The organism is Bacillus sp. FSL K6-3459 (genome assembly GCF_038003305.1).
Lineage (GTDB): Bacteria > Bacillota > Bacilli > Bacillales > Bacillaceae > Bacillus > Bacillus pumilus_O.
Genome location: NZ_JBBOOW010000001.1, coordinates 1,629,836 through 1,650,013, shown reverse-complemented (window position 1 = coordinate 1,650,013; position 20,178 = coordinate 1,629,836). Strand labels below are relative to the sequence as shown.

At 40.4% G+C, this 20,178-nt stretch carries 15 protein-coding genes; all 15 read right to left on the bottom strand.

Annotated features, from left to right (window positions below; all coding sequences use genetic code 11):
* Window positions 1–44: 44 nt before the first annotated feature.
* The 15 genes from rny to MHI35_RS08090 all read right to left on the bottom strand — a co-directional run bounded on the left by rny (window position 45) and on the right by MHI35_RS08090 (window position 20,094).
* A complete protein-coding gene (rny, locus tag MHI35_RS08160; RefSeq protein WP_003211958.1) occupies window positions 45–1,607 on the bottom strand; it encodes a ribonuclease Y in 1,563 nt (520 codons plus the stop codon).
* A gap of 468 nt (window positions 1,608–2,075) precedes the next feature.
* Window positions 2,076–3,116, bottom strand: a complete 1,041-nt coding sequence (gene recA, locus MHI35_RS08155; RefSeq protein ID WP_144503276.1) for a recombinase RecA — start codon at window positions 3,114–3,116, stop codon at window positions 2,076–2,078.
* A gap of 175 nt (window positions 3,117–3,291) precedes the next feature.
* Window positions 3,292–4,542: a competence/damage-inducible protein A gene (locus MHI35_RS08150; RefSeq protein WP_211064331.1), complete on the bottom strand. Its 1,251-nt coding sequence runs from the start codon at window positions 4,540–4,542 to the stop codon at window positions 3,292–3,294.
* Between the two features lie 16 nt (window positions 4,543–4,558).
* Window positions 4,559–5,140: a CDP-diacylglycerol--glycerol-3-phosphate 3-phosphatidyltransferase gene (gene pgsA / locus MHI35_RS08145; protein ID WP_335349634.1), complete on the bottom strand. Its 582-nt coding sequence runs from the start codon at window positions 5,138–5,140 to the stop codon at window positions 4,559–4,561.
* A 75-nt stretch (window positions 5,141–5,215) separates the two neighbouring features.
* The gene (locus tag MHI35_RS08140) at window positions 5,216–6,127 is read right to left on the bottom strand and encodes a helix-turn-helix domain-containing protein (RefSeq protein ID WP_144521489.1); all 912 of its coding nucleotides are present in this window, start codon (window positions 6,125–6,127) and stop codon (window positions 5,216–5,218) included.
* A 23-nt stretch (window positions 6,128–6,150) separates the two neighbouring features.
* Window positions 6,151–6,942, bottom strand: a complete 792-nt coding sequence (locus MHI35_RS08135; RefSeq protein WP_003211480.1) for a DUF3388 domain-containing protein — start codon at window positions 6,940–6,942, stop codon at window positions 6,151–6,153.
* 131 nt (window positions 6,943–7,073) lie between these two features.
* Complete coding sequence (locus tag MHI35_RS08130; protein ID WP_003211590.1) at window positions 7,074–7,331, bottom strand: DUF3243 domain-containing protein; 258 nt, start codon at window positions 7,329–7,331, stop codon at window positions 7,074–7,076.
* 73 nt (window positions 7,332–7,404) lie between these two features.
* Complete coding sequence (gene ymfI / locus MHI35_RS08125; RefSeq protein WP_335349635.1) at window positions 7,405–8,133, bottom strand: elongation factor P 5-aminopentanone reductase; 729 nt, start codon at window positions 8,131–8,133, stop codon at window positions 7,405–7,407.
* Window positions 8,134–8,164: 31 nt separating this feature from the next.
* Window positions 8,165–11,284 carry an MMPL family transporter gene (locus MHI35_RS08120; protein WP_335349636.1) on the bottom strand — a complete coding sequence of 1,040 codons (3,120 nt, stop codon included), beginning with the start codon at window positions 11,282–11,284 and terminating at the stop codon, window positions 8,165–8,167.
* On the bottom strand, window positions 11,262–11,738 hold the full coding sequence (locus tag MHI35_RS08115; protein WP_144521483.1) for a MarR family winged helix-turn-helix transcriptional regulator: 477 nt from the start codon (window positions 11,736–11,738) through the stop codon (window positions 11,262–11,264). The genes MHI35_RS08120 and MHI35_RS08115 overlap by 23 nt, the downstream gene beginning before the upstream one ends.
* A 151-nt stretch (window positions 11,739–11,889) precedes the next feature.
* The gene (yfmH, locus tag MHI35_RS08110) at window positions 11,890–13,182 is read right to left on the bottom strand and encodes an EF-P 5-aminopentanol modification-associated protein YfmH (RefSeq protein WP_119124859.1); all 1,293 of its coding nucleotides are present in this window, start codon (window positions 13,180–13,182) and stop codon (window positions 11,890–11,892) included.
* Window positions 13,179–14,459: an EF-P 5-aminopentanol modification-associated protein YfmF gene (gene yfmF, locus MHI35_RS08105; protein ID WP_335349637.1), complete on the bottom strand. Its 1,281-nt coding sequence runs from the start codon at window positions 14,457–14,459 to the stop codon at window positions 13,179–13,181. The genes yfmH and yfmF overlap by 4 nt, the downstream gene beginning before the upstream one ends.
* A gap of 145 nt (window positions 14,460–14,604) precedes the next feature.
* Window positions 14,605–17,721, bottom strand: coding sequence for an MMPL family transporter (locus MHI35_RS08100; protein WP_335349638.1), 3,117 nt, complete (start codon window positions 17,719–17,721; stop codon window positions 14,605–14,607).
* 315 nt (window positions 17,722–18,036) lie between these two features.
* Window positions 18,037–19,266, bottom strand: coding sequence for an MFS transporter (locus MHI35_RS08095; protein WP_417894690.1), 1,230 nt, complete (start codon window positions 19,264–19,266; stop codon window positions 18,037–18,039).
* Window positions 19,267–19,368: 102 nt separating this feature from the next.
* Window positions 19,369–20,094 carry a GntR family transcriptional regulator gene (locus tag MHI35_RS08090; RefSeq protein ID WP_144521475.1) on the bottom strand — a complete coding sequence of 242 codons (726 nt, stop codon included), beginning with the start codon at window positions 20,092–20,094 and terminating at the stop codon, window positions 19,369–19,371.
* Window positions 20,095–20,178 lie beyond the last annotated feature (84 nt).

Sequence of the window (20,178 nt, the reverse complement as noted above, 5' to 3'; positions counted from 1 at the left end):
TGCATATTTACACAAAAAAATAAAGCGGCGCTAAGCGCACCGCTCTATTTTGCATACTCTACTGCGCGAGTTTCTCGAATGACCGTCACTTTAATGTGACCAGGGTAATCGAGCTCGTCCTCAATCCGCTTACGAATATCCCTTGCTAGACGGTGAGCTTCAAGATCATTAATTGAATCCGGCTTCACCATAATACGTACTTCACGTCCAGCCTGTATCGCAAACGATTTTTCAACACCTTCATAAGATTCAGAGATATCTTCTAATTTCTCAAGTCTCCGAATGTAATTTTCAAGCGTCTCACTTCTTGCACCAGGGCGTGCTGCAGATAATGCATCTGCTGCCGCAACAAGAACAGCGATAATAGACGTCGGTTCTTGGTCACCATGGTGAGAGGCAATACTGTTGATGACAACAGGATGCTCTTTATATTTCGTCGCAAGCTCAACGCCAATTTCTACGTGGCTTCCTTCTACTTCATGATCAATGGCTTTTCCAATGTCATGCAGAAGACCTGCTCGTTTTGCAAGCTTTGCATCTTCTCCAAGTTCTGAAGCCATGAGACCTGCAAGATGTGCAACCTCAATTGAATGCTTCAGGACATTTTGTCCATAACTTGTACGGAATTTTAAGCGACCGAGAATTTTGATGAGATCCGGATGCAGACCGTGAACTCCGACTTCGAATGTCGTTTGCTCACCCATCTCACGGATATAATCATCGACTTCACGGCGTGATTTTTCCACCATTTCTTCAATTCGTGCAGGATGAATGCGGCCATCCTGGACTAGCTTGTCCAGAGCTATCCTCGCTGTTTCACGTCTAATCGGATCAAAGCCCGATAGGATAACAGCTTCAGGTGTATCATCTATGATCAAGTCAATACCTGTTAACGTTTCTAACGTACGGATATTTCGTCCTTCACGTCCGATAATACGACCTTTCATCTCATCATTTGGAAGATTGACTACAGATACCGTCGTTTCAGCTACATGATCAGCTGCACAACGCTGTAACGCAAGTGAAAGAATGTTTTTCGCCTTTTTATCAGCCTCTTCTTTCGCTCGGTTTTCAGATTCTTTCGTCATGACTGCAATGTCGTGGGAAAGCTCATTTTCAACTTGATCCAGAATGATTTGTTTCGCTTCATCTCGAGTTAAACTTGAAATACGTTCCAACTCGGCTTTCTGCAAACGAATCATATCATCCACTTTGCTTTCCATCTCTTCAATATGTTGTTGTCGTTCATTCAGAGAATGATCTCTCTTCTCCAACAGGGACTCCCGTTTATCTAAAGATTCATCTTTGCGATCAAGATTTTCCTCTTTTTGAAGTAAACGGTTTTCTTGTCTTTGAAGCTCATTACGTCTTTCACGAACTTCTTGCTCCGCCTCTACACGAAAGGAATGAATTTCATCTTTCGCTTCCAAGAGCGCTTCTTTCTTCAATGCTTCCGCATCACGCTTTGCATCCTCAACAATTTGTTCGGCCATGTTTCTTGCGCCGGATATTTTTGCTTCTGCAATGGTTTTACGAACAAAGTAGCCAACAACTAAACAGATTAGGCTCAGCAAAATGGAGATGATCGTAAACATCGTAGGCGACATATTTTCACCTCCTCTTGCTATGAACTTGGTTTTACAAATAAAGTGTCGGCATGTACATTGTTTTGTGTCTCAACATACAGGGCCTTCACAGGGAATGAGATCCTCACTGCCCTTGTCAAGTTTAAATTAGTTATCAATCATGTTAAGAAAAACAAGTGATACATTCCCATTGTAATTGTGTCGGAAATACTTGTCAAGCTAGTCAGACTGAGGCGTAAGTCGTTATTTCAAGTAAAGACAGAACTTTTGACCTGCTAGCTGTCATGTAAATGTAAAAAAAAGACGCTTTTCAGCGTCTTTAGCGTGTAGTCAAATCCTCGCATTCGGTGTCAGGTCTGTGCTCCGGTGCTCACCCTTCCTAGCCTTCAAAGGTTTTCTATCACGCTGAAAAGAAGACAAAGGGCTAAAATCAAGATCATTTTAGCCCTTTGTCAACTATCTAAGACGCTTTTCAGCATCTTTTAGTCTTTAAATTTCCAATTCCTCTTGACCTTCTTCATCTTCAGGTGCTTTCACTCCGTTTGTATCCAAACCGTAGTGCTCTCTAATTTGTTCTTGAATCATGAGAAGAATATCTTTGTTTTCTTTAAGGAACTGTTTCGCATTTTCGCGACCTTGTCCAAGACGTTCCTCTTGGTAAGAATACCAAGCACCGCTCTTTTGTACGATATCTAGTTCGCTTCCAAGGTCGATGATTTCGCCCTCTTTTGAAATTCCTTCACCGTACATAATGTCTACTTCTGCAATACGGAATGGCGGTGCTACTTTGTTTTTCACTACTTTAATTCTCGTTTTATTCCCCATAATGTCATTTCCCTGCTTCAGCTGTTCAGCACGGCGCACTTCTAAACGAACAGATGAATAGAACTTCAGCGCACGTCCACCAGGCGTTGTTTCAGGGTTACCGAACATGACCCCAACTTTTTCACGAATTTGGTTAATAAAGATGGCAATGGTTTTTGATTTATTAATGGCACCAGATAGTTTACGAAGTGCTTGGGACATCAAACGTGCTTGTAGACCAACGTGTGAATCACCCATGTCTCCTTCAATCTCTGCTTTTGGTACAAGAGCAGCTACTGAGTCAATAACAACAATGTCAACTGCACCACTGCGGACAAGCGCTTCTGCAATTTCAAGTGCTTGTTCTCCTGTGTCAGGCTGAGAAAGTAACAGTTCATCAATATTGACACCTAGTTTTTGAGCATAAACTGGATCAAGTGCATGCTCTGCATCGATAAATGCAGCTTGTCCTCCCTGCTGCTGAACCTCAGCAATGGCATGAAGTGCTACTGTCGTTTTACCAGAACTCTCTGGACCATATACTTCAATAATACGGCCGCGAGGATATCCGCCTATTCCCAGTGCAGTATCAAGTGCTAACGAACCACTCGGTACTGTTGAAATACGTGTATCTGTTTGCTCTCCTAGTTTCATAATAGAGCCTTTACCAAACTGTTTTTCTATTTGTTTAAGAGCCATATCTAAGGCTGCTTGACGATCACTCATTCTATTGTTTCCTCCTTTATCAATTCCACTATCTATACTATACCTTGTTTTACGTCATTTGCCAAGAAAAAATCGAACACATATTCGTTTTTTTCTTGGTGGATTTTTAAGAAAAGAGTGATTTCTAGTAGAAAAAACACTCTTTTCTAAAGGAGAAACCTAACAAAAAACAAAATTAACTTTCTTTTAATAAATTGAGCAAGTGATGAAGACCATATTTCACAGCGCGTTTGCGAATGCCTGACCGGCTTCCAGTAAACATCCATTCAAACACGTCTGTATGGTCTTTCGTAGATAGCCCGATGAACACTTTGCCGACCGGCTGTCCCTCGTGGGTATCAGGGCCTGCTACACCCGTAAAGCTAATGCCAATATCACTTCCCGTAAGCTTTCTAACACCTTCAGCAAGCTCTAAAGCACACTCTTTGCTGACAGCACCATGAGAAGACAATGTTTCCTCCCGGCAGCCAAGCACCTGTTGTTTGACTTGGTTTGTATAACAAACGATACTGCCGCTTAAAATTGACGATGCACCTTCAAGATCTGTCAGCCATTCAGAAAACATTCCGCCTGTTAGGCTCTCAGCCGCTGCCACTGTTTTCCCCTTATCGTGCAAGGCCTTAGAAGCTTCGCGGACAAGTGATGTATCACCATACCCGTAGAAGTACTCTCCTACTCGCGCTAAAATTTTCGCTTCCGTCTCTTTTAACAGACGCTCCGTTTCTTTTTCATCCTCATGCTTAGCCGTGAGCCTAAGTGTCACTTCACCGTCAGATGCAAGAGGTGCAATCGTTGGGTTGGTTTGAGCATCAATTAAATCTTCTAGGTCTGTTTCAAGCTGTGATTCACCAATTCCAAAGAAGCGGAGAACAACAGACACGATTTTTTCCTTTAAACCTAGTTTCTCAGATATGAGCGGCTTCGCCTCGTTCTCAAACATCGGATGCAGTTCACTTGGCGGGCCTGGAAGAAGCATATAAAACGTATCGTTTTCTTGAATAAACATACCCGGAGCCATACCAAACCGGTTCACGAGCACATCAGATCCTTCTAGAACGAGTGCCTGCTTCCGGTTATTCGGTGACATGTCTCGTCCAGTCTTTCGAAAGTATTCTTGAATGGATTCAAATGCTTCTTCATTTAGCACAAGCTCTTTACCGAGCGTACTCGCAATGGTTTCTTTTGTTAAATCATCTTTTGTTGGTCCAAGACCACCTGAGAAGATAATAAAATTCGATCTTTCCTGCGCCACTTGAATGGCCCTTTTTAAACGCTCTGGATTGTCACCAACTGCTGTATGGTAATAAACATTCACACCAATTTCAGCTAGCTGTTTGCTGATGAATTGTGCATTCGTATTCGTAATTTGCCCTAGCAAAAGTTCGGAACCGACTGCAATAATTTCTGCTTTTCTCTCTGACTTCAAAGCGTACACGTCCTTTTTAGTTAGAATTCTTTAAAGCTTCCCAGTTTTTCACAAAGTAATCCCAGCCTGACACAACAGTGAAGAACACTGCTACCCACATCGCTAGGTCACCAAATGGGAATGATACAAGTTCGAACGGCAGGTTATGCAATAGAAGAGCTGAAATCGCAATGATTTGTGCCCATGTTTTCACTTTTCCAAGCATATTAGCTGCTACCACTTCACCGCCTCCGGCTAGTACAAGCCTTAGACCAGTAACAGCAAATTCACGGCTAATGATCACAATCGCCATCCATGCCGGCGTGAGGTTGTACTGAACAAGTATAATTAAAGCAGCTGAAACAAGCAATTTATCTGCAAGCGGATCTAAAAATTTACCAAAATTCGTCACTAAGTTCAGTTTACGTGCATAGTACCCATCAATCCAATCCGTTGTCGAAGCAACAATAAACAGGATTGCGCCAACAAGATGCGTCACTTCGATGCTGACGTGACCAAAACGAACAACGCCCCAATCTAAGGGTGCAAGCATAATAATCATAAAAACAGGGATCAAAGCGATCCTAGAAAGAGTTATTTTATTCGGTAAGTTAAACATGAATTTCAATCCTCCAATAGGCCATTTTTTTATGTATATATAATAGTAGGAACAAAAGAAAAGTCATCTACTTGCTTAAGATGACTTTTCCTTTCCTTTATTCACAATCACAATGTTTTGTGTCATGGTGTTCTCAGGGTCTAATTCGTACTTAAGCGTCTCGTCATTCACCTTGATATCAATTCCAGTCGCATTGCCTAGACGGATATCGACCTGAGAGAGCTCAGTCAAGTCTGTTTTAAACGATTCGCCATCTTTTAGTTCACCCATTTTCAGCACTTTTCCAGACTCGTCTCTGACGCGCAGCCATGAAGCTTTTGTAGCAGAAATGGTTAACTCCATCTCTTCTGTGCCTGACGCTTCATACGTTGTCGTTGAGCCTTCTGTATTCGCTGCCTTCAAAGAGACCGTTTCATCGTCTTTAGATGAATCCTTTGATGAGTCATCTTTTTTAGATGATTTTTCTTGATCATCTGACGAAGCTTTATCTTTTTTCTTTTGATCCTTTGCAAGAGATGAATCCTCAGATACTTCATACTTAGATTCTGACTGCTGAGGAGCCGTCTGGTTGTTCTTCTGTCCGCTATCATGATTAACTGCCTGCACGATGACATAAATGATCGCGATGACCACAAGGACGCCTCCAATAATCAAGATGGTAGGCAGCAGCTCAAGCACCTTCGAGGCAGGCTTTGGCAGCTCTCTTTGCGGCTTAATATTTGATAATTTATCAGATACTTCATCGTTATACGTGCTCGGTACATCTTTACGAAATTCTTCGAACAATTGTTCAGGGTTTAGTCCAACGGCTTCGGCATATTGTTTAATAAACGCTCTGACGTAAAATTTACCTGGAATAATATCATAGTTTCCTTGTTCGATTGCTAGCAAGTAGCGCTTTTGGATTTTGGTCACCGTCTGAAGATCCTCCAGCGACATCCCTTTTTCCTCTCTGGCCTCAATGAGCCGTTTTCCCAATTCAGTCAAAACAAACACCTACCATTACCATATTAAAAATCGAAGCCAGAAAAACCAGAATGATCAAACACTTGTGGTTCTTCAGCGTGCTCATATGTAATCTCTTCATCTGCACTATTACGCAATTCAATAATATAGTCGAAATCATCCATTGTATATTCTGAATTTTGAATAAAGATGTCTGGATGCTCTACTACTTTCGTTGCCGGCAGTCTCATAATTTCTCTTAAAAGCTGCAAGTGCTTCTCAGAACCTCTTCGCGTCGACACAATCCCATCAATAATAAAAACGTTATCTGGGCTATATTCATCCGCAATCAGTTGACTTCGGATCGTCTGTTTCAAAAGAGTGGATGATACAAAAAGCCATCTTTTGCTAGCACATACACTTGAGGCCACAATTGATTCTGTTTTTCCGACACGCGGCATCCCGCGAATCCCAATCAATTTATGTCCTTCTTTTTTAAATAGCTCAGCCATAAAATCAACAAGAAGACCAAGCTCGTCCCTTTCAAATCGGAACGTCTTTTTGTCATCTGCATCACGCTGAATATATCTGCCGTGACGAACCGCTAAGCGGTCACGAAGTTTTGGCTGTCTTAATTTCGTTACTTTTATCGTTTCCATTGTATTTAAAATTGATTCAAGGCGCTTAATTTGATCTGTATGGTCACAGCGCAGAAGCATTCCGCGTCTTGATACATCAACACCATTAATTGTCACAATATTAATTGAAAGCATCCCCATCAGAGATGAAATGTCTCCTAATAGTCCGGGACGGTTTACCTGTATCTCATATTCAAAATACCATTCGAGCTTTGCCAAATGATATTACCCCCTTCATTGTGGCAAATTTTTACCTTCCTATATCATAAAGCATTTTCACATTTTTAGAAAGCACAATGTTGTGAAACAGTTAAAATAAAAAGAGAGGCACAAACGACCCCTCTTTTTCTTTAGTGCGAGCTATTATTTTCAACCAGTTTGACCATCATATTGGCAATTGCGCGCTGCTCATCTTCTGATGCGACGCTCCAAAGGTCAGCAAGTACTCTTTCTTGCTCGTTTTTTGCTTCAACTTCGTTAGCTAAATATCCGCCAATTTCATACGCAAGGTTATTGATGGTATCATCTTTTAAACCTTTATCCTGCGCATGATTTAAACGGTCACCTAAAAAGTTTTTCCAATGGTCCCAGTTCTCAAGTACTGACATGTCGATTCCTCCATTCGAAAAGATGAATTACAGCCATAGCTTTTGTCATGAAGTGACGAATTATACACGTTTTTTAACAGTACCAGCCGCCATTAACGGATAAAATTTGACCTGTCATATAACTTGACTGCTTTGAGGCGAGAAACCAAATGACATCAGCAATCTCCTCAGGGGATGCAAGCCGGCCAAGCGGGATTTCTTCCTCCAGCATGTCAATATCTTCTTGTGTGAAGCTTTTCATCATATCAGTATGGACAGCACCTGGTGAAACAGCATTTGCTCTAATTCCACTTGGGGCAAGCTCTTTTGCCAGACCTTTAATAAACGCATTTTGCGCACCCTTCACCATGCTATACAGCACTTCACATGATGCCCCTGTTTCTCCCCATATCGAGCTTACCGCAACAATATGACCTGCTTTTTTTTGAATCATGGCTGGCAATAGCTGTTGGGTAAGCTCATATGGACTTGTGACATGAAGCTGAACCATACTGGCTAATACGTCTTTTTCTGTATCTGTCACTAATCCGACATGACTCCTACCACTATTTAACACAAGGATATCCGGAGATACAGAAAGACGGCTGACGAGCTCATCAGCTCCGCCTATTTTAGCTAAATCTGCTTGAACGACATGCGTTTGAATATGACATGTTTCTTCCAGCTCAGCGGCAAGCTGCACGGCTGCCTGTTCATTTTTGTGATAATGGAGTATCATGTGGCAGCCTTCTTGGGCAAGCTTTTTAGCCGTAGCCTGCCCAATCCCGCCACTGGCACCTGTTATCAGCGCCCAACGACTCATCACATGGATTCCTACTTTCTATTTAAAATATCTATTCTTTCCGTTTAAATGGGAACCAGTTCGCTGATCCGAACAATTTCACCATCACAGGTACGAACAATGGTAGCACAACGAGTGCGTATAGCAAAAGCCCTGTGAGAACAAGTGTTGCAATCTGTAAGAGAGACAGCACTCCTGAAGGAAGCATGGCTGCAAATGTTCCTGCCAAAATAACAGCAGCAGACATAATGACAGAGCCCATATTCTTCATTGATTCAGTCATCGCAAACTGAATGTCTTTTGTTTTGTATTCATTGAACCTCTCCATTAAGAAAATCGAATAGTCGACCCCGAGCGCCATTAAGATGACAAAGCCAAAGAATGGAACAGCCCAGTTGATGCCCGGATATCCGAAGAAATGGGTGAAAATAAATTCTGTTACACCTATCGCAGTGAAGTAAGTCAAAATCAGCGATCCAACTAAGTAAAGCGGCATAACGAGAGAACGGAACAGAATCACGAGTATCAGGAAAATGCCGATCATCATGTAAAGAACCGTCTTATTGAAGTCTTGGTCTGACAGCTGTTTTAAATCAGCGTTCATACTTGATACACCAGATACGCCAAATGAAACATCTTTTAGATTTGTTTCAGGAAGTGCACGTTTTACCGAAGCTTCTACTTGTTTAATCGTTTTCATGGCGTCGTTCCCATATGGATTGTTTTCTAAAATGACATCAATCTTTGTCATCTTGCGGTCATCCGACATGTATGAATCAAATACTTGCTTGAATGCTTTATTTTTCAGGACATCTTTTGGAATAAACCAACCGGCCATGTCTTGATCTGGTGCGTTTTTCAGTTCATCTAAGTAGTCTCCTGCACCCATTAAGCCGTTTGAAATTTTCTCAAGTCCATCTACACTTTTATTGAGACCATCTGTCAGTTTGGTGAGCTCATCACCAAAGCCTCCAACCTTTTCTTTCATTTGTTTTTGACCATCAACGATTTTACCTGCACCATTTTCAAGTTGAGGCATACTATCTGCTAACTGTCCTTGGCCTTTAGATGTTTGATTCAGTCCAGTTTCAATGGCTTCTAAGCCAGCAATCAGCTCATCGATTTTATTTGTAAACACTTTTTGCTGCTCTGAGGCTTTTGCGATAAAAGCATCTGCTGCTTCAAGCTGCTTTTTGGCTTCTTTTGCTTGTTTTGCATAGCTGTCTGCCTGTTTAGCACCCTCTTGCAAAGTAGCAGAAAGTTCATTATAGGAAGCTTTGATGGCTTGATACGATTGATTTTCTTTTACTTGCGGAATTTGATTCTCAAGTGTACTGAATTGTTTATTCGCTTGACTGATCAAAGCTTTTACATCCGCTGCAGCAGAGGATGATGTATCGACTTGTGCCAATGCTGCTTTTAATTCTTTCGAAATGTTTTTATATAAGGTCACTTGCTGGTTTACTTGTGCAACCTGATCCGTTAGTTCTTTTTTCGCAGCCTTTATTTCATTTTTAATTTTAGCAACACCTTGTTTATTCTGATCGATACCGTCTTTTAGTTTTCTCAACGATTTCTCGACGTTTTGAATACCCGTTTGTACCGATTCAGTACCCGAAATGAGTTGGTTGATGCCTTTTCCTGATGATTTGATTTGTGGAGTTTGATCTTCAATAGATTTACTCGCTTTCGCAAGTCCATCTTGGATCTTTTTCAACCCTTCATTACTTTTATCAAGCCCGCTATTTAGCTCTTTGGCTTGAGATTTCACGTAAAGATCATTCAGCCCTTTACCAACAGGACGTGTGGCACTTCTCACTTTACTCACGCCATCTGTTTGTTCGATCGCGCGGCTGAGTTTTTCAACAGCAATCAGGCCTTTATTATTGTCTAAAAGATCAGATGATTTTACCACAACTGTTGCTGGAAGAGCTTCACCTGGTCCAAATTTGTCAGAGATGGTATTGAATGCATTGACGGATTCGTATTTATTGCCGATTTCGTCAAGGTTGTTATATGAAAGTGTCCCTTTATACATGAGAATCGGCGGAAGGGTAATGATTGCAACGATTAGCAAGCTGAAAAGTGGTTTCTTAAATGAAAAACGACCTGCTGTTTCCCACATTTTCGATTGCGGGTGGGCAATATCTCCTTTAATCGGCCAGAATAACACTTTTCCTAAAACCGCCATAAAGAATGGAACGACCGTGAGGAGTGCCACAATTAACACGGCGACACCAACTGCCACTGCTACAGCTGATTTATACAGTTGGAATTGAGCTAAACCGATACACGTAAAACCAATGAGGACAGCAATTCCGCTGAATAAAACAGTTTTACCTGCCGTCTTATATGTTGTAATAATGGCCTCAATCTTATCTTTTCCATGAGATAGTTCTTCTTTAAACCGGCTTAGCAATAAGATGCAGTAGTCGGTACCAATCCCAAACATGATGGCGACCATAAAAATTTGGGTAAAGGTCGAGAGCGGAAAATCAACATACTTTACTAGGTAAGCCACAATCGATTGGCTGATTAAATAAGAAAGCGCCACTGCTACTAAAGGAACAAATGGTGCTACTGCCGATCTGAAGACAAGCACAAGAACAATTAAAATAAACCCAATTGTAATGAATTCCGTTTTTTTCAGACCTTCTTGCGAGCTTGTGATGACATCATCGTCGATCAGCGGCTGCCCTGTCATTTCAAATGTCAGGTTCAGACTCTTTAGCTTTTCATTGACTCTTTCTTTAAAATCAGATGCTTTGATTTTGTTCGAGTCGTATGTAACAGGAACAAGAAGTGTTGTTTGATCTTTAGAGAGCATCTGTTTTTTGATATCTTTGTTTGCATCAAAATAAGAAGTGATGTCTTGCACATGGAGGTCTTGATCCTTTTCTAATATCTCCATCGCTTTCTTTAAAGAGGTTTCTCTTTCTTTAACGATATCCTTACCTTGGAAGACTATGACGATCGATTTCTCCGTATCCCCATTTTTAGACATGTTCTTTAATAATTGATCGGCGTAGGAAGAAGGATAACCATCAGGAACAGAAATTTGCCCTTTTTCTTTAGTTAATTGCGCCATATTAGGAGCGGTGATGAGTAATACTGCCGCTAGTACGACCCAGAGGATCGTGATCAGCCATCTACCTTTTATGATTGCTCTCATTACTATGTTGTGCCTCCTCTTCGATGATAATTTGATAAATCTTTTCATATGTTTGAATAAATGATTCGATTTCTTTTTCATCAAACTTTTCTAAATATGACCGAACAAGATCCTGAAGCTGCTTCTCCATTCGGCTGACCACGTCTTTTCCTTCAGGTGTCACGTAGAGATGAACGTTTCTTCGATCAGCTTGATCATGCTCTCGATAAATATAATCCTTATTAAAAAGACGATTAGTCATGGATGTCACAGCACTTTTATTGACATTACATTCGATGGCAAGGTCTGTTGATGTACATCCTGGGTGTAAGTTGATGTATCGAAGCGAGTAATATTGATCAAGTGTCAGTTCTTTATCCAGCTTTTCCGTGATCATACTCGATACTTTTTTCTCCATCATGAGATAGACGTCCGCATACCTCTGGATGAGCTGTGCAATTTTATTTTGTACCATATGCTTCTCCTTTAGTTTGATTATTTAACTATTAAAGAGTTTAACTAATTACCAAAACAATTGTCAATCAATATCCTCACATATAAAGCGCTTTCTTCCGCTGGACACAAAAAAGACAAACTCTTATACGTTGAGTTTGTCTTTTTTTATTTTATTTTGTTTTCGGGACAACTTTGAAAACGGACATCCGTTCTTCGTCAATTTCTTCCTCTAAAATGTGCTGAATGTCAGTTAATTGGATCTGTTCCAGCATGGTCACGACATCAAATAAGCTCATGTCTAAAAATGCATATCGAGTGAATTGGTTCGCAATGTATTCAGGAGAATTCATGGCTTTTAAAAAGCTGCCGATTTTCTTCTTGCGCGCGAGCTCGATTTTCTCTTCTGAGATCAAGTTCTTTGCTTGAAGAAGGGTTTCTTTTAATACTTTCGCCAATTGATCAGGATCATTTGTGTCTCCACCAACTGACGTGAAGCCGAAGCCGCCTTCTTCTGTATAATCGTAGCTGAAGGTCTCATCTATTAAACCTTTTTCATACATTTGTTCATATTGTAAGGAGCTTTTACCAAACAACGTCTCTAAAATGAGATTCATACCGAGTTCATGTTTTAGCAGATCATTTCCTTTTTTATGAGGATTCTTTGTTTTTAATCCAAACATACATTTCGAGCCTTGTACGTTCATTGGAAGTTCGTACTCTTTTCGGTACACACCTTCAGGCTCGTTGATGTCTTTTCGTTTAATCTCTGGCTGATCTGTAAATGGCTTTTTCGCCTGATTTGCTCGAACTTGATCTAATATTTGCTGCGGATCAACGGGACCGACAACAAATAGAAGCATATTGCTTGGATGATAGAACGTTTCATAGCATTCGTACAAATGATCTTTTGTAATCGGAGCAATGCTTTCTACAGTTCCAGCTATATCAATTCTTACAGGGTGCTCTTGATATAGATTTTCAATCAGACCGAAAAATAAACGCCAGTCCGGATTGTCATCATACATGTTAATCTCTTGACCAATGATGCCCTTTTCTTTTTCGACCGTCTTTTCAGTAAAATAAGGCTCTTGGACAAAATCAATGAGTGTCTCAAGATTTTGTTCGACATTTGAGGTGCTTGAGAATAAGTAAGCTGTTCTCGTAAATGTCGTAAAAGCATTTGCGGATGCCCCTTGTTTACTAAATGTATGGAATACGTCTCCATCTTCTTTTTCAAACAGTTTATGTTCTAAGAAATGAGCAATTCCGTCAGGCACTCGAATCATGTCTTCTTTACCAAGCGGCACAAATTCGTTATCGACAGAGCCATATTTGGTTGTAAAAGTTGCATAGGTTTTGTTAAACCCTTGCTTTGGGAGCACATAGACGTCAAGTCCGCTCTCCATTTTTTCGTGATAGACCGTTTCTTGCAGCTGGTCGAATTGAATTGTTTTCACTGTCATGAAGCACCCTCCGTTCCTTTAAGAAAATAGGTCGTATCCCATTCGATTTTCTGACCCACTTTGATGATGTCCTCTTTTGTCACTCGGTCAAGTGCTTGTAAAAAGGAATCAAGCGTTTCTCCTGTTGGCACAACGGCATGCTGATACAGGTATTCTGCTGTCCCATAAGATGTATCGATCGTTTCAAGAAGCTGATTTTTGACGACAGCTTTTGTTTGATCAATCGCTTCATCTGAAAAATCACCTTTTTTCATCGCTTCAAATTGTTCTTTAATGATATCTACTGCCTGCTGATAGTTGCCGACTTCAATCCCTGACATCACCATCATTAAGCCTTTAAAGCTCTCAAGTCTAGACACAGCGTAGTATGCAAGACTTGCTTTTTCCCGAACATTGATGAATAGCTTCGAGTGCGAGAAGCCGCCAAATATGCCATTAAACAAATGCAAAGCCGGATAATCGTCATCTGCAATCGTCGTATGCGTGCGAAAGCCGATATTCAGCTTGCCTTGCTTTACGTCTTCTTCGTCGATGACTTCTTTTGCTTCTCTTTGCGTGCTTGTTGATTCAGCGTGTTGTTTAACCGGTTCTCTATCACTTGTTTTGAAGTATTGAGAGACCATTCGGCTGATGTCTTGTTCGTCTACATCTCCGACTACATAAAGATCAAGCTGATTTGTTTGAAGCGCATGCTGATATGCTTCAAACAGCGAATGAGCTGTGATCGTTTCGATATCTTCCATTTCTCCATTGACGTGCAGTGCATACGGTTCACCTTTGCACATTTCCTGTACAAGCCTTAAGTTCGAGTAACGCATTTTATCATCATACACCGCTTGAATTCGCTGTTTTAAAGTGCGTTTTTCTTGATCTACATATAATTGACTAAACGCTCCATCTTCAACATACGGATGGAATAGTAGATCAGATAGTAAGGAAATTCCTTTTTCTAGTAAAGGGGTTTGATCCTTTAAATATTTTTCATTTGCCATTTCCAGGCGGAAGGTAATGATGTGATTCTCCCCTTTTTTCGCCATGTCTGCTGAAACAGTCGCACCATAAAGCTCATCAAAATAAGCACGCAATTCTCCTGTTTTCGGCATTTTCTCTGTTCCTCTTAACAGCACATGCGGGAAAAGTGAACGCATGGTGACGTCATCTTTCGATAGAGGCGCGAGCATTTTAAAAAGAATTGTGACCGTTTTAAATTTTTCTGTTTTGACAATATGAGTATGAAGACCAGGTGTGTCTAGTGTCTTCTCTTGTAAGTACGTCATGAGAAACCTCCTTTGTTCATCCTATTTATTATGTATTAGAACATAGCTGATATATACGTAAAACAGCCATTTAATAGACATTATATCAATCAGAGGAAAGGATAGGAAATAAAAACGCCTCTGCTATAAGCAGAGACGCCAGTCGTTATTTCATTCTAAAAGGCCACCAATTCCATTTTCCAAAAATACGAACCATGACCGGAATAAAGAGCGGTAATACAACAAACGCATATAATAAAAGTCCAATGAGTATGACCGTTGCAATTTCAACAAGTGATAAGACACCGGACGGCAGCATAGCGGCAAAGGTCCCCGCTAATATTGCGACTGCTGAAATAATGACAGAACCCATATTTCTCATCGCTGATATCATTGATGCTTGCACATGCTCTCCCTTCCATTCATTAAAGCGATCCATTAAGAAGATTGAATAATCAATGCCTAAGGTGACAAGAATGACAAAGCTGAAAAATGGGACAGCCCAGCTGAGACCGTCGTAGCCAAAAAATGTGTTGAAAATCCACTCTGTTAATCCGACGGATGTAAAATACGTTAAAATGAGTGAAAGAGTTAAGTATATCGGCATGACGATCGACCGTAATAATATAATTAAAATAATAAAGATGCCAGCTAGCATAAAAATGACTGTTCGAATAAAGTCACCGTCAGATGTTTCTTTTAAATCGACATTTAAACTTGAAATACCAGACACGCCGTAATTTGCATTCTTTAACCCGCTGACAGGTAAATATTGATCGAGGGTTTCTTCAATTTTTGCAACGCCTTTCATCGCTTCATTGCTGTATGGATTCACATTTAAAATAACTTCTAAGGTTGTTAGTTTACGATCTGGAGACATATACGTTTGAAAGATTTGCTTAAATTCATGGCGTTTCAGCACTTCTTCTGGAATAAACCAGCCCGTTATCTCTTCATCTGGTGCTTGCTGAAGCTGCTTTAAATAGTCGTCCGCCTCTGTGAAGCCGCTTTTGACCTGCTCAAGCCCTTCAATGCTTTCACCTAATCCATCTGTTAATAATGTAAGTTTTGATGAAAGCTGATTAAATCCTTTTTTGATGGCTTTTTGTCCACCTGTCAGTTGATCTGCGCCATCTTCAATTTTAGGCATTTCTTTGATCAATTGTTTTTGCCCTTCATTTGTTTGATCAAGACCGGCATAAATTTGATCCAGTCCTTCCATAAGCGCTCGCACTTGATGTTTTACTTCTTTTTGCTTGCTTGAAAAGCTTTGAATCACTGAATCTGCTTTTTTGATCTTTTCTTTAAACAGAGAGGCTTCCTCTTCATACAGATTCATTTGGTCCCCTGCTTGATCAAGCATTCCTTTTGTCTCTTTGAACACGTTCTTGATTTCTTTATATTCATCCATACCTTTTACTTCTGGAAGCCGTTTTTCAAGTGCTTCAAACGATACATTTTCATAAGAACTTTTTACTTTTTTAATGGTGGTTATCAGCTGCTGATTTGATTTCGCATGACGTTCTAGCGTACTCACCATTCGCTTAAGCTCTTGGATCATCGCTTCACTGCTGCGATATTCTTGCTCTAATTCCTTTTTTGCTTCTTTGATTTTACTTCGGATGGTCCCGACGCCATCTTTACTGCGCCTCACCCCATCTTCTAAAGAGATCAGGGACTCCCTGACTTCTCCAATGCCGCTTTTGATCGCTTTTGTTCCATCAATCAGCTGGTCAATGCCTTTAGCAGATTCTTGAATTTTTGGTTTTTGTTTAAGTAGGGCAAGATTTGTTTCGGTCAAACCATCTGAAATTTTCCCGATTCCTTCATGTCCTTTACCAAGTTCTCCTCCCAGCTCTTTTGCTTGAGAGGTAACGTAAAGCTGACTTAACCCATCTCCAACAGGACGAGTGACACTGCGGACTGTTTTGACTTCGTCAATGTCATTTAATTTACGGGTTAGTTTTTCAATCATGACAATCTTTTCTTGATTATCTAACTCATTGTCACTTTCAACAAGTACATTCAGGGGCAGCGCCTCCCCAAAGCCAAATTGCTCAGATATCGTATTAAATGCAGACACTGATTCATACTTTGTCCCAATCTCATTTAAGCTGTTATAAGAAAGAGTCCCGTCGTACATCAGAATAGGAGGCACCGTAATGAGTGCAACTAAACCTAGGCTGATCAGTGGCCTTTTAAATGAAAAACGCCCAGCCCATTCCCACATTTTACTTTGCGGGTGGCGAATGTTTTCTCTTTTAGATGGCCAAAAAAGGGATTTTCCAAAAACAGACATAAAAAAGGGAACGATGGTGACAAGGGCGATCAGCAGAATGCCAACTCCAACTGCAACACTAACGGCTGATTGATACAATTGAAATTTGGCAAACCCAATGCTTGAGAAGCCAACTAACACGGCTAAGCCACTAAAAAGGACCGTTTTCCCTGCACATTTATATGTGATGATAATCGACTCTTTGACATCACGACCTTGACCGATCTCTTCTTTAAAACGGCTTAACAGCAAAATACAATAATCTGTTCCTATACCGAACATAATCGCTACCATAAAAATCTGAGTAAAGTTAGATAGAGGAAATTGCATATATTCTACTAGAAAAGCCACAATACAACGGCTGACCGCATAAGAAATGCCGATCGTAATGAGTGGAACAACAGGTGCCAAAATTGATCTGAAAACAATAATTAAAATAAAGAAAATAAAAATGATGGTAATAAGTTCGGTTTTCTTCAGACCTTGTTGAGAGCTTTGAATGACATCTGAATCCACAAATTTCTGTCCCGTCATTTCATATGAGACATGATAGGGCTTTAAAACTTCCTCAATTTGTTCTTTAATCTTCACAGCTTTTGTTTCGTAGTGGTCGAATTTGAATGGAACAAGAAGTGTACTTTTATCCTTTGATAAAAGTTGTTTTTGAATGTCCGGATCTACATGAAAATACGAAGTAATTCCGTCAATGTGGAGGTCTGGAGCATGTGTCATAAGTGCAGATAAAGCCTTTTTTAATTCCTGCTCTTTCTTAGGGAACAGATGTTGTTCGGAAAATACAATAACTCCCGTATCCTTTTTCCCATTTTGATCTGTGAGCTTATCCAATAAGTGAAGTGCTTCAGCTGTTGGTGTCCCCTCCGGAACCTTTAATTGCCCTTTTTCTCTTGTTAATTCCTCTAAATTGGGCGCAGTAATAAACAGAATTACAGCTGTTATCATCCACACCACTAATACAATCCATCTTGCTTTAATTATTTGCAACATAGCTGCTTCAAGCTCCTTCTAGTTCATCAATCAATTTGCTGTATTTGAGCGTGTCTGAAGTGCTGACTGCGTCTCCTTCAACGTGCTAATGGCAGGATGACCTATTCAATTGTCTTTTCGTGTTGAAGAACACACATTCATCATCACCACGCGAACTCAATTTCTGCCTAAAGAAGGACAGAAATTGAATGTTTTTGAACACCTCCTGTTTGGAATAATTTAAAAGATATTACTATACATTAGTTTAACTATCAAAATTTTACATGTCAATTTATAAAAAAGAAAAAAGATGGCAAAATACCGTCTTTTTCTAGATTAAATCGTTTTTAATTGTTCACTTTCATCTTCTTCATCTGGCTGGATAAAGAAGAGAACCAAAAATAGAGAAATAAGACTGCAAATGGTCGAAAGAATAAAAACGATGGAGTCTCCTTTATCCATGAGATAAGCGTAAATCGGAGGTCCTAAAGCGACACCGATAAAACGCATACTGCTGTAAAACGACGTAATGGTTCCGCACTGCTCTTTTTCAATTCCTTCTGTGATCAGGGCATCAAGTGCGGGCAGGACAATACCGATGCCAACACCGCCAATGCTTAAGCAGATAAACAATACGTAAAAGCTGTGATTCCACCATAAAAACATATAGGAAAGTGATAGCAAGGCCATACCTACAATTAAAAAGATCCTCATTTTCCCTTTTTCTTTTCCAATCGTTTTCCCAGCAACGTATGAGCTAATGGATAGAAAAAGGAGCGGAATGCTAAGCAGGAGCCCTTTTTTGACACCTTTAATTTGATAAGCTGCCTCTAGGTTATCAGATAAGTAAAAAAGCACACCAAAAAGAAGAAACATAATAAAACCGCCAATGGCAAAAATGGCATACAGCCAGCGTCCCTCATGCTTAAATATGGTCTTTGTTGATTTTAAGAATTTTTTGAATGAAGGCGGGTCCTCCTCTTTTTCCCCAGACTCTACCATGAATAGTACCATGAGAAAGCTGATGATGGAGAAGAACGGAATAAACCAAAACGGCACAAACCAAAACCATGAAGCCAAAAGCGCCCCAATAATCGGGCTCAATACCTTCCCAGCTGTGTTAGAAGTTTCAATGGCGCCTAGACCCGCACTGACTTCTTCATCATCATGAAATAAATCTCCAATAAACGGCATCACGACAGGTGCTGCCCCGGCTGATCCAACACCTTGAAGGACCCTGCCAAATAGAATCCACATGTACGGTTCTTTCATGATCGTTGAGGCAACTGCTGCCACAGCCCCTCCAAGTCCTGCGATTAACAGACATGGCAGGAGTACCTTTTTTCGCCCGATTCGGTCTGATAAATAGCCAGCGATCGGAATACATAAGATCGCAACAACGGAGTATACCGTAATAATGAGGGAGACTTGAAAGGAAGTAATGGAAAGTGTCTTTTCTATCTGTGGCAATACGGGAATTAGCATTGAGTTCCCGAGTGTCATGATTAAAGGCACTGATGATAATGCAATAATATTCTTTTTACTGACTGTTTTCTCGCCCAACATCATTCACCCAATTCTATATACTGTTACGTATTAGTGTGGCAAGTTTTACGGGTATTATGTATGGACAAACAAAAAGCAACCGCTTATGAAAGCGACTGCTCGTTAGAAACGTTTACGTATCACATGAAAGCTGAATTTATCTGCTCGAAAATAATTAAGCGAGTATAAGACCGGCTGATCATCCTGATCATAGTGCATTTGTTTCAGTAATAATAATGCTGTTTCAGGGTCACATTCTAGTATCGGTGAAACCTGATCATGGTAGCCAATTGGTTCAATGTCAGCAACTGCATATTTAATCCCGCTGTGTGGTTCTCTTCCAAACAGCTCAAAAAGAGACTCTTCTTCATGTGTAAAAGAAGCGGGAAGATGCTTGACTGGAATTTTATCTAAACAATAAACCACGGGCTGTCCATCTGCCGTTCGAACGCGCTCCATTGAAAAAATCTCATCAGATGCATCACACTGAAAACGAATCACATCATTCTCTGTTGGCTCCCCTTCTTGCGAGGATAAAAAGATGGTACCAGGCGTCATATTGACCTGCTCTATCATTTTCGTGACACTTGCCAGCTGTTCTATGCCTGTTGAAAAGAGTGGTCTTGTGTTGACGAATGTTCCCACACCATGCCTTCTAATTAAATATTTCTCTTCTTCTAATATACGAAGGGCTTCACGCAGTGTCGCTCTGCTGACGCCTAAAAGCTTTGAGAGCTCAAATTCAGAAGGTAGCTTTTCTTTTTCGGCATATACGCCTGATTGTATATCTTCTTTAATACGGTCAATCACTTTCAAATATAAATGGCGATTGTCTGTTTTGGTCGACATGTTTTCCCTCCGTCTAATCAATGCAAATGATAAGATGAGAAATCTCTATTCCGAGATAAGTTGAACATAACTATATCATGTTTT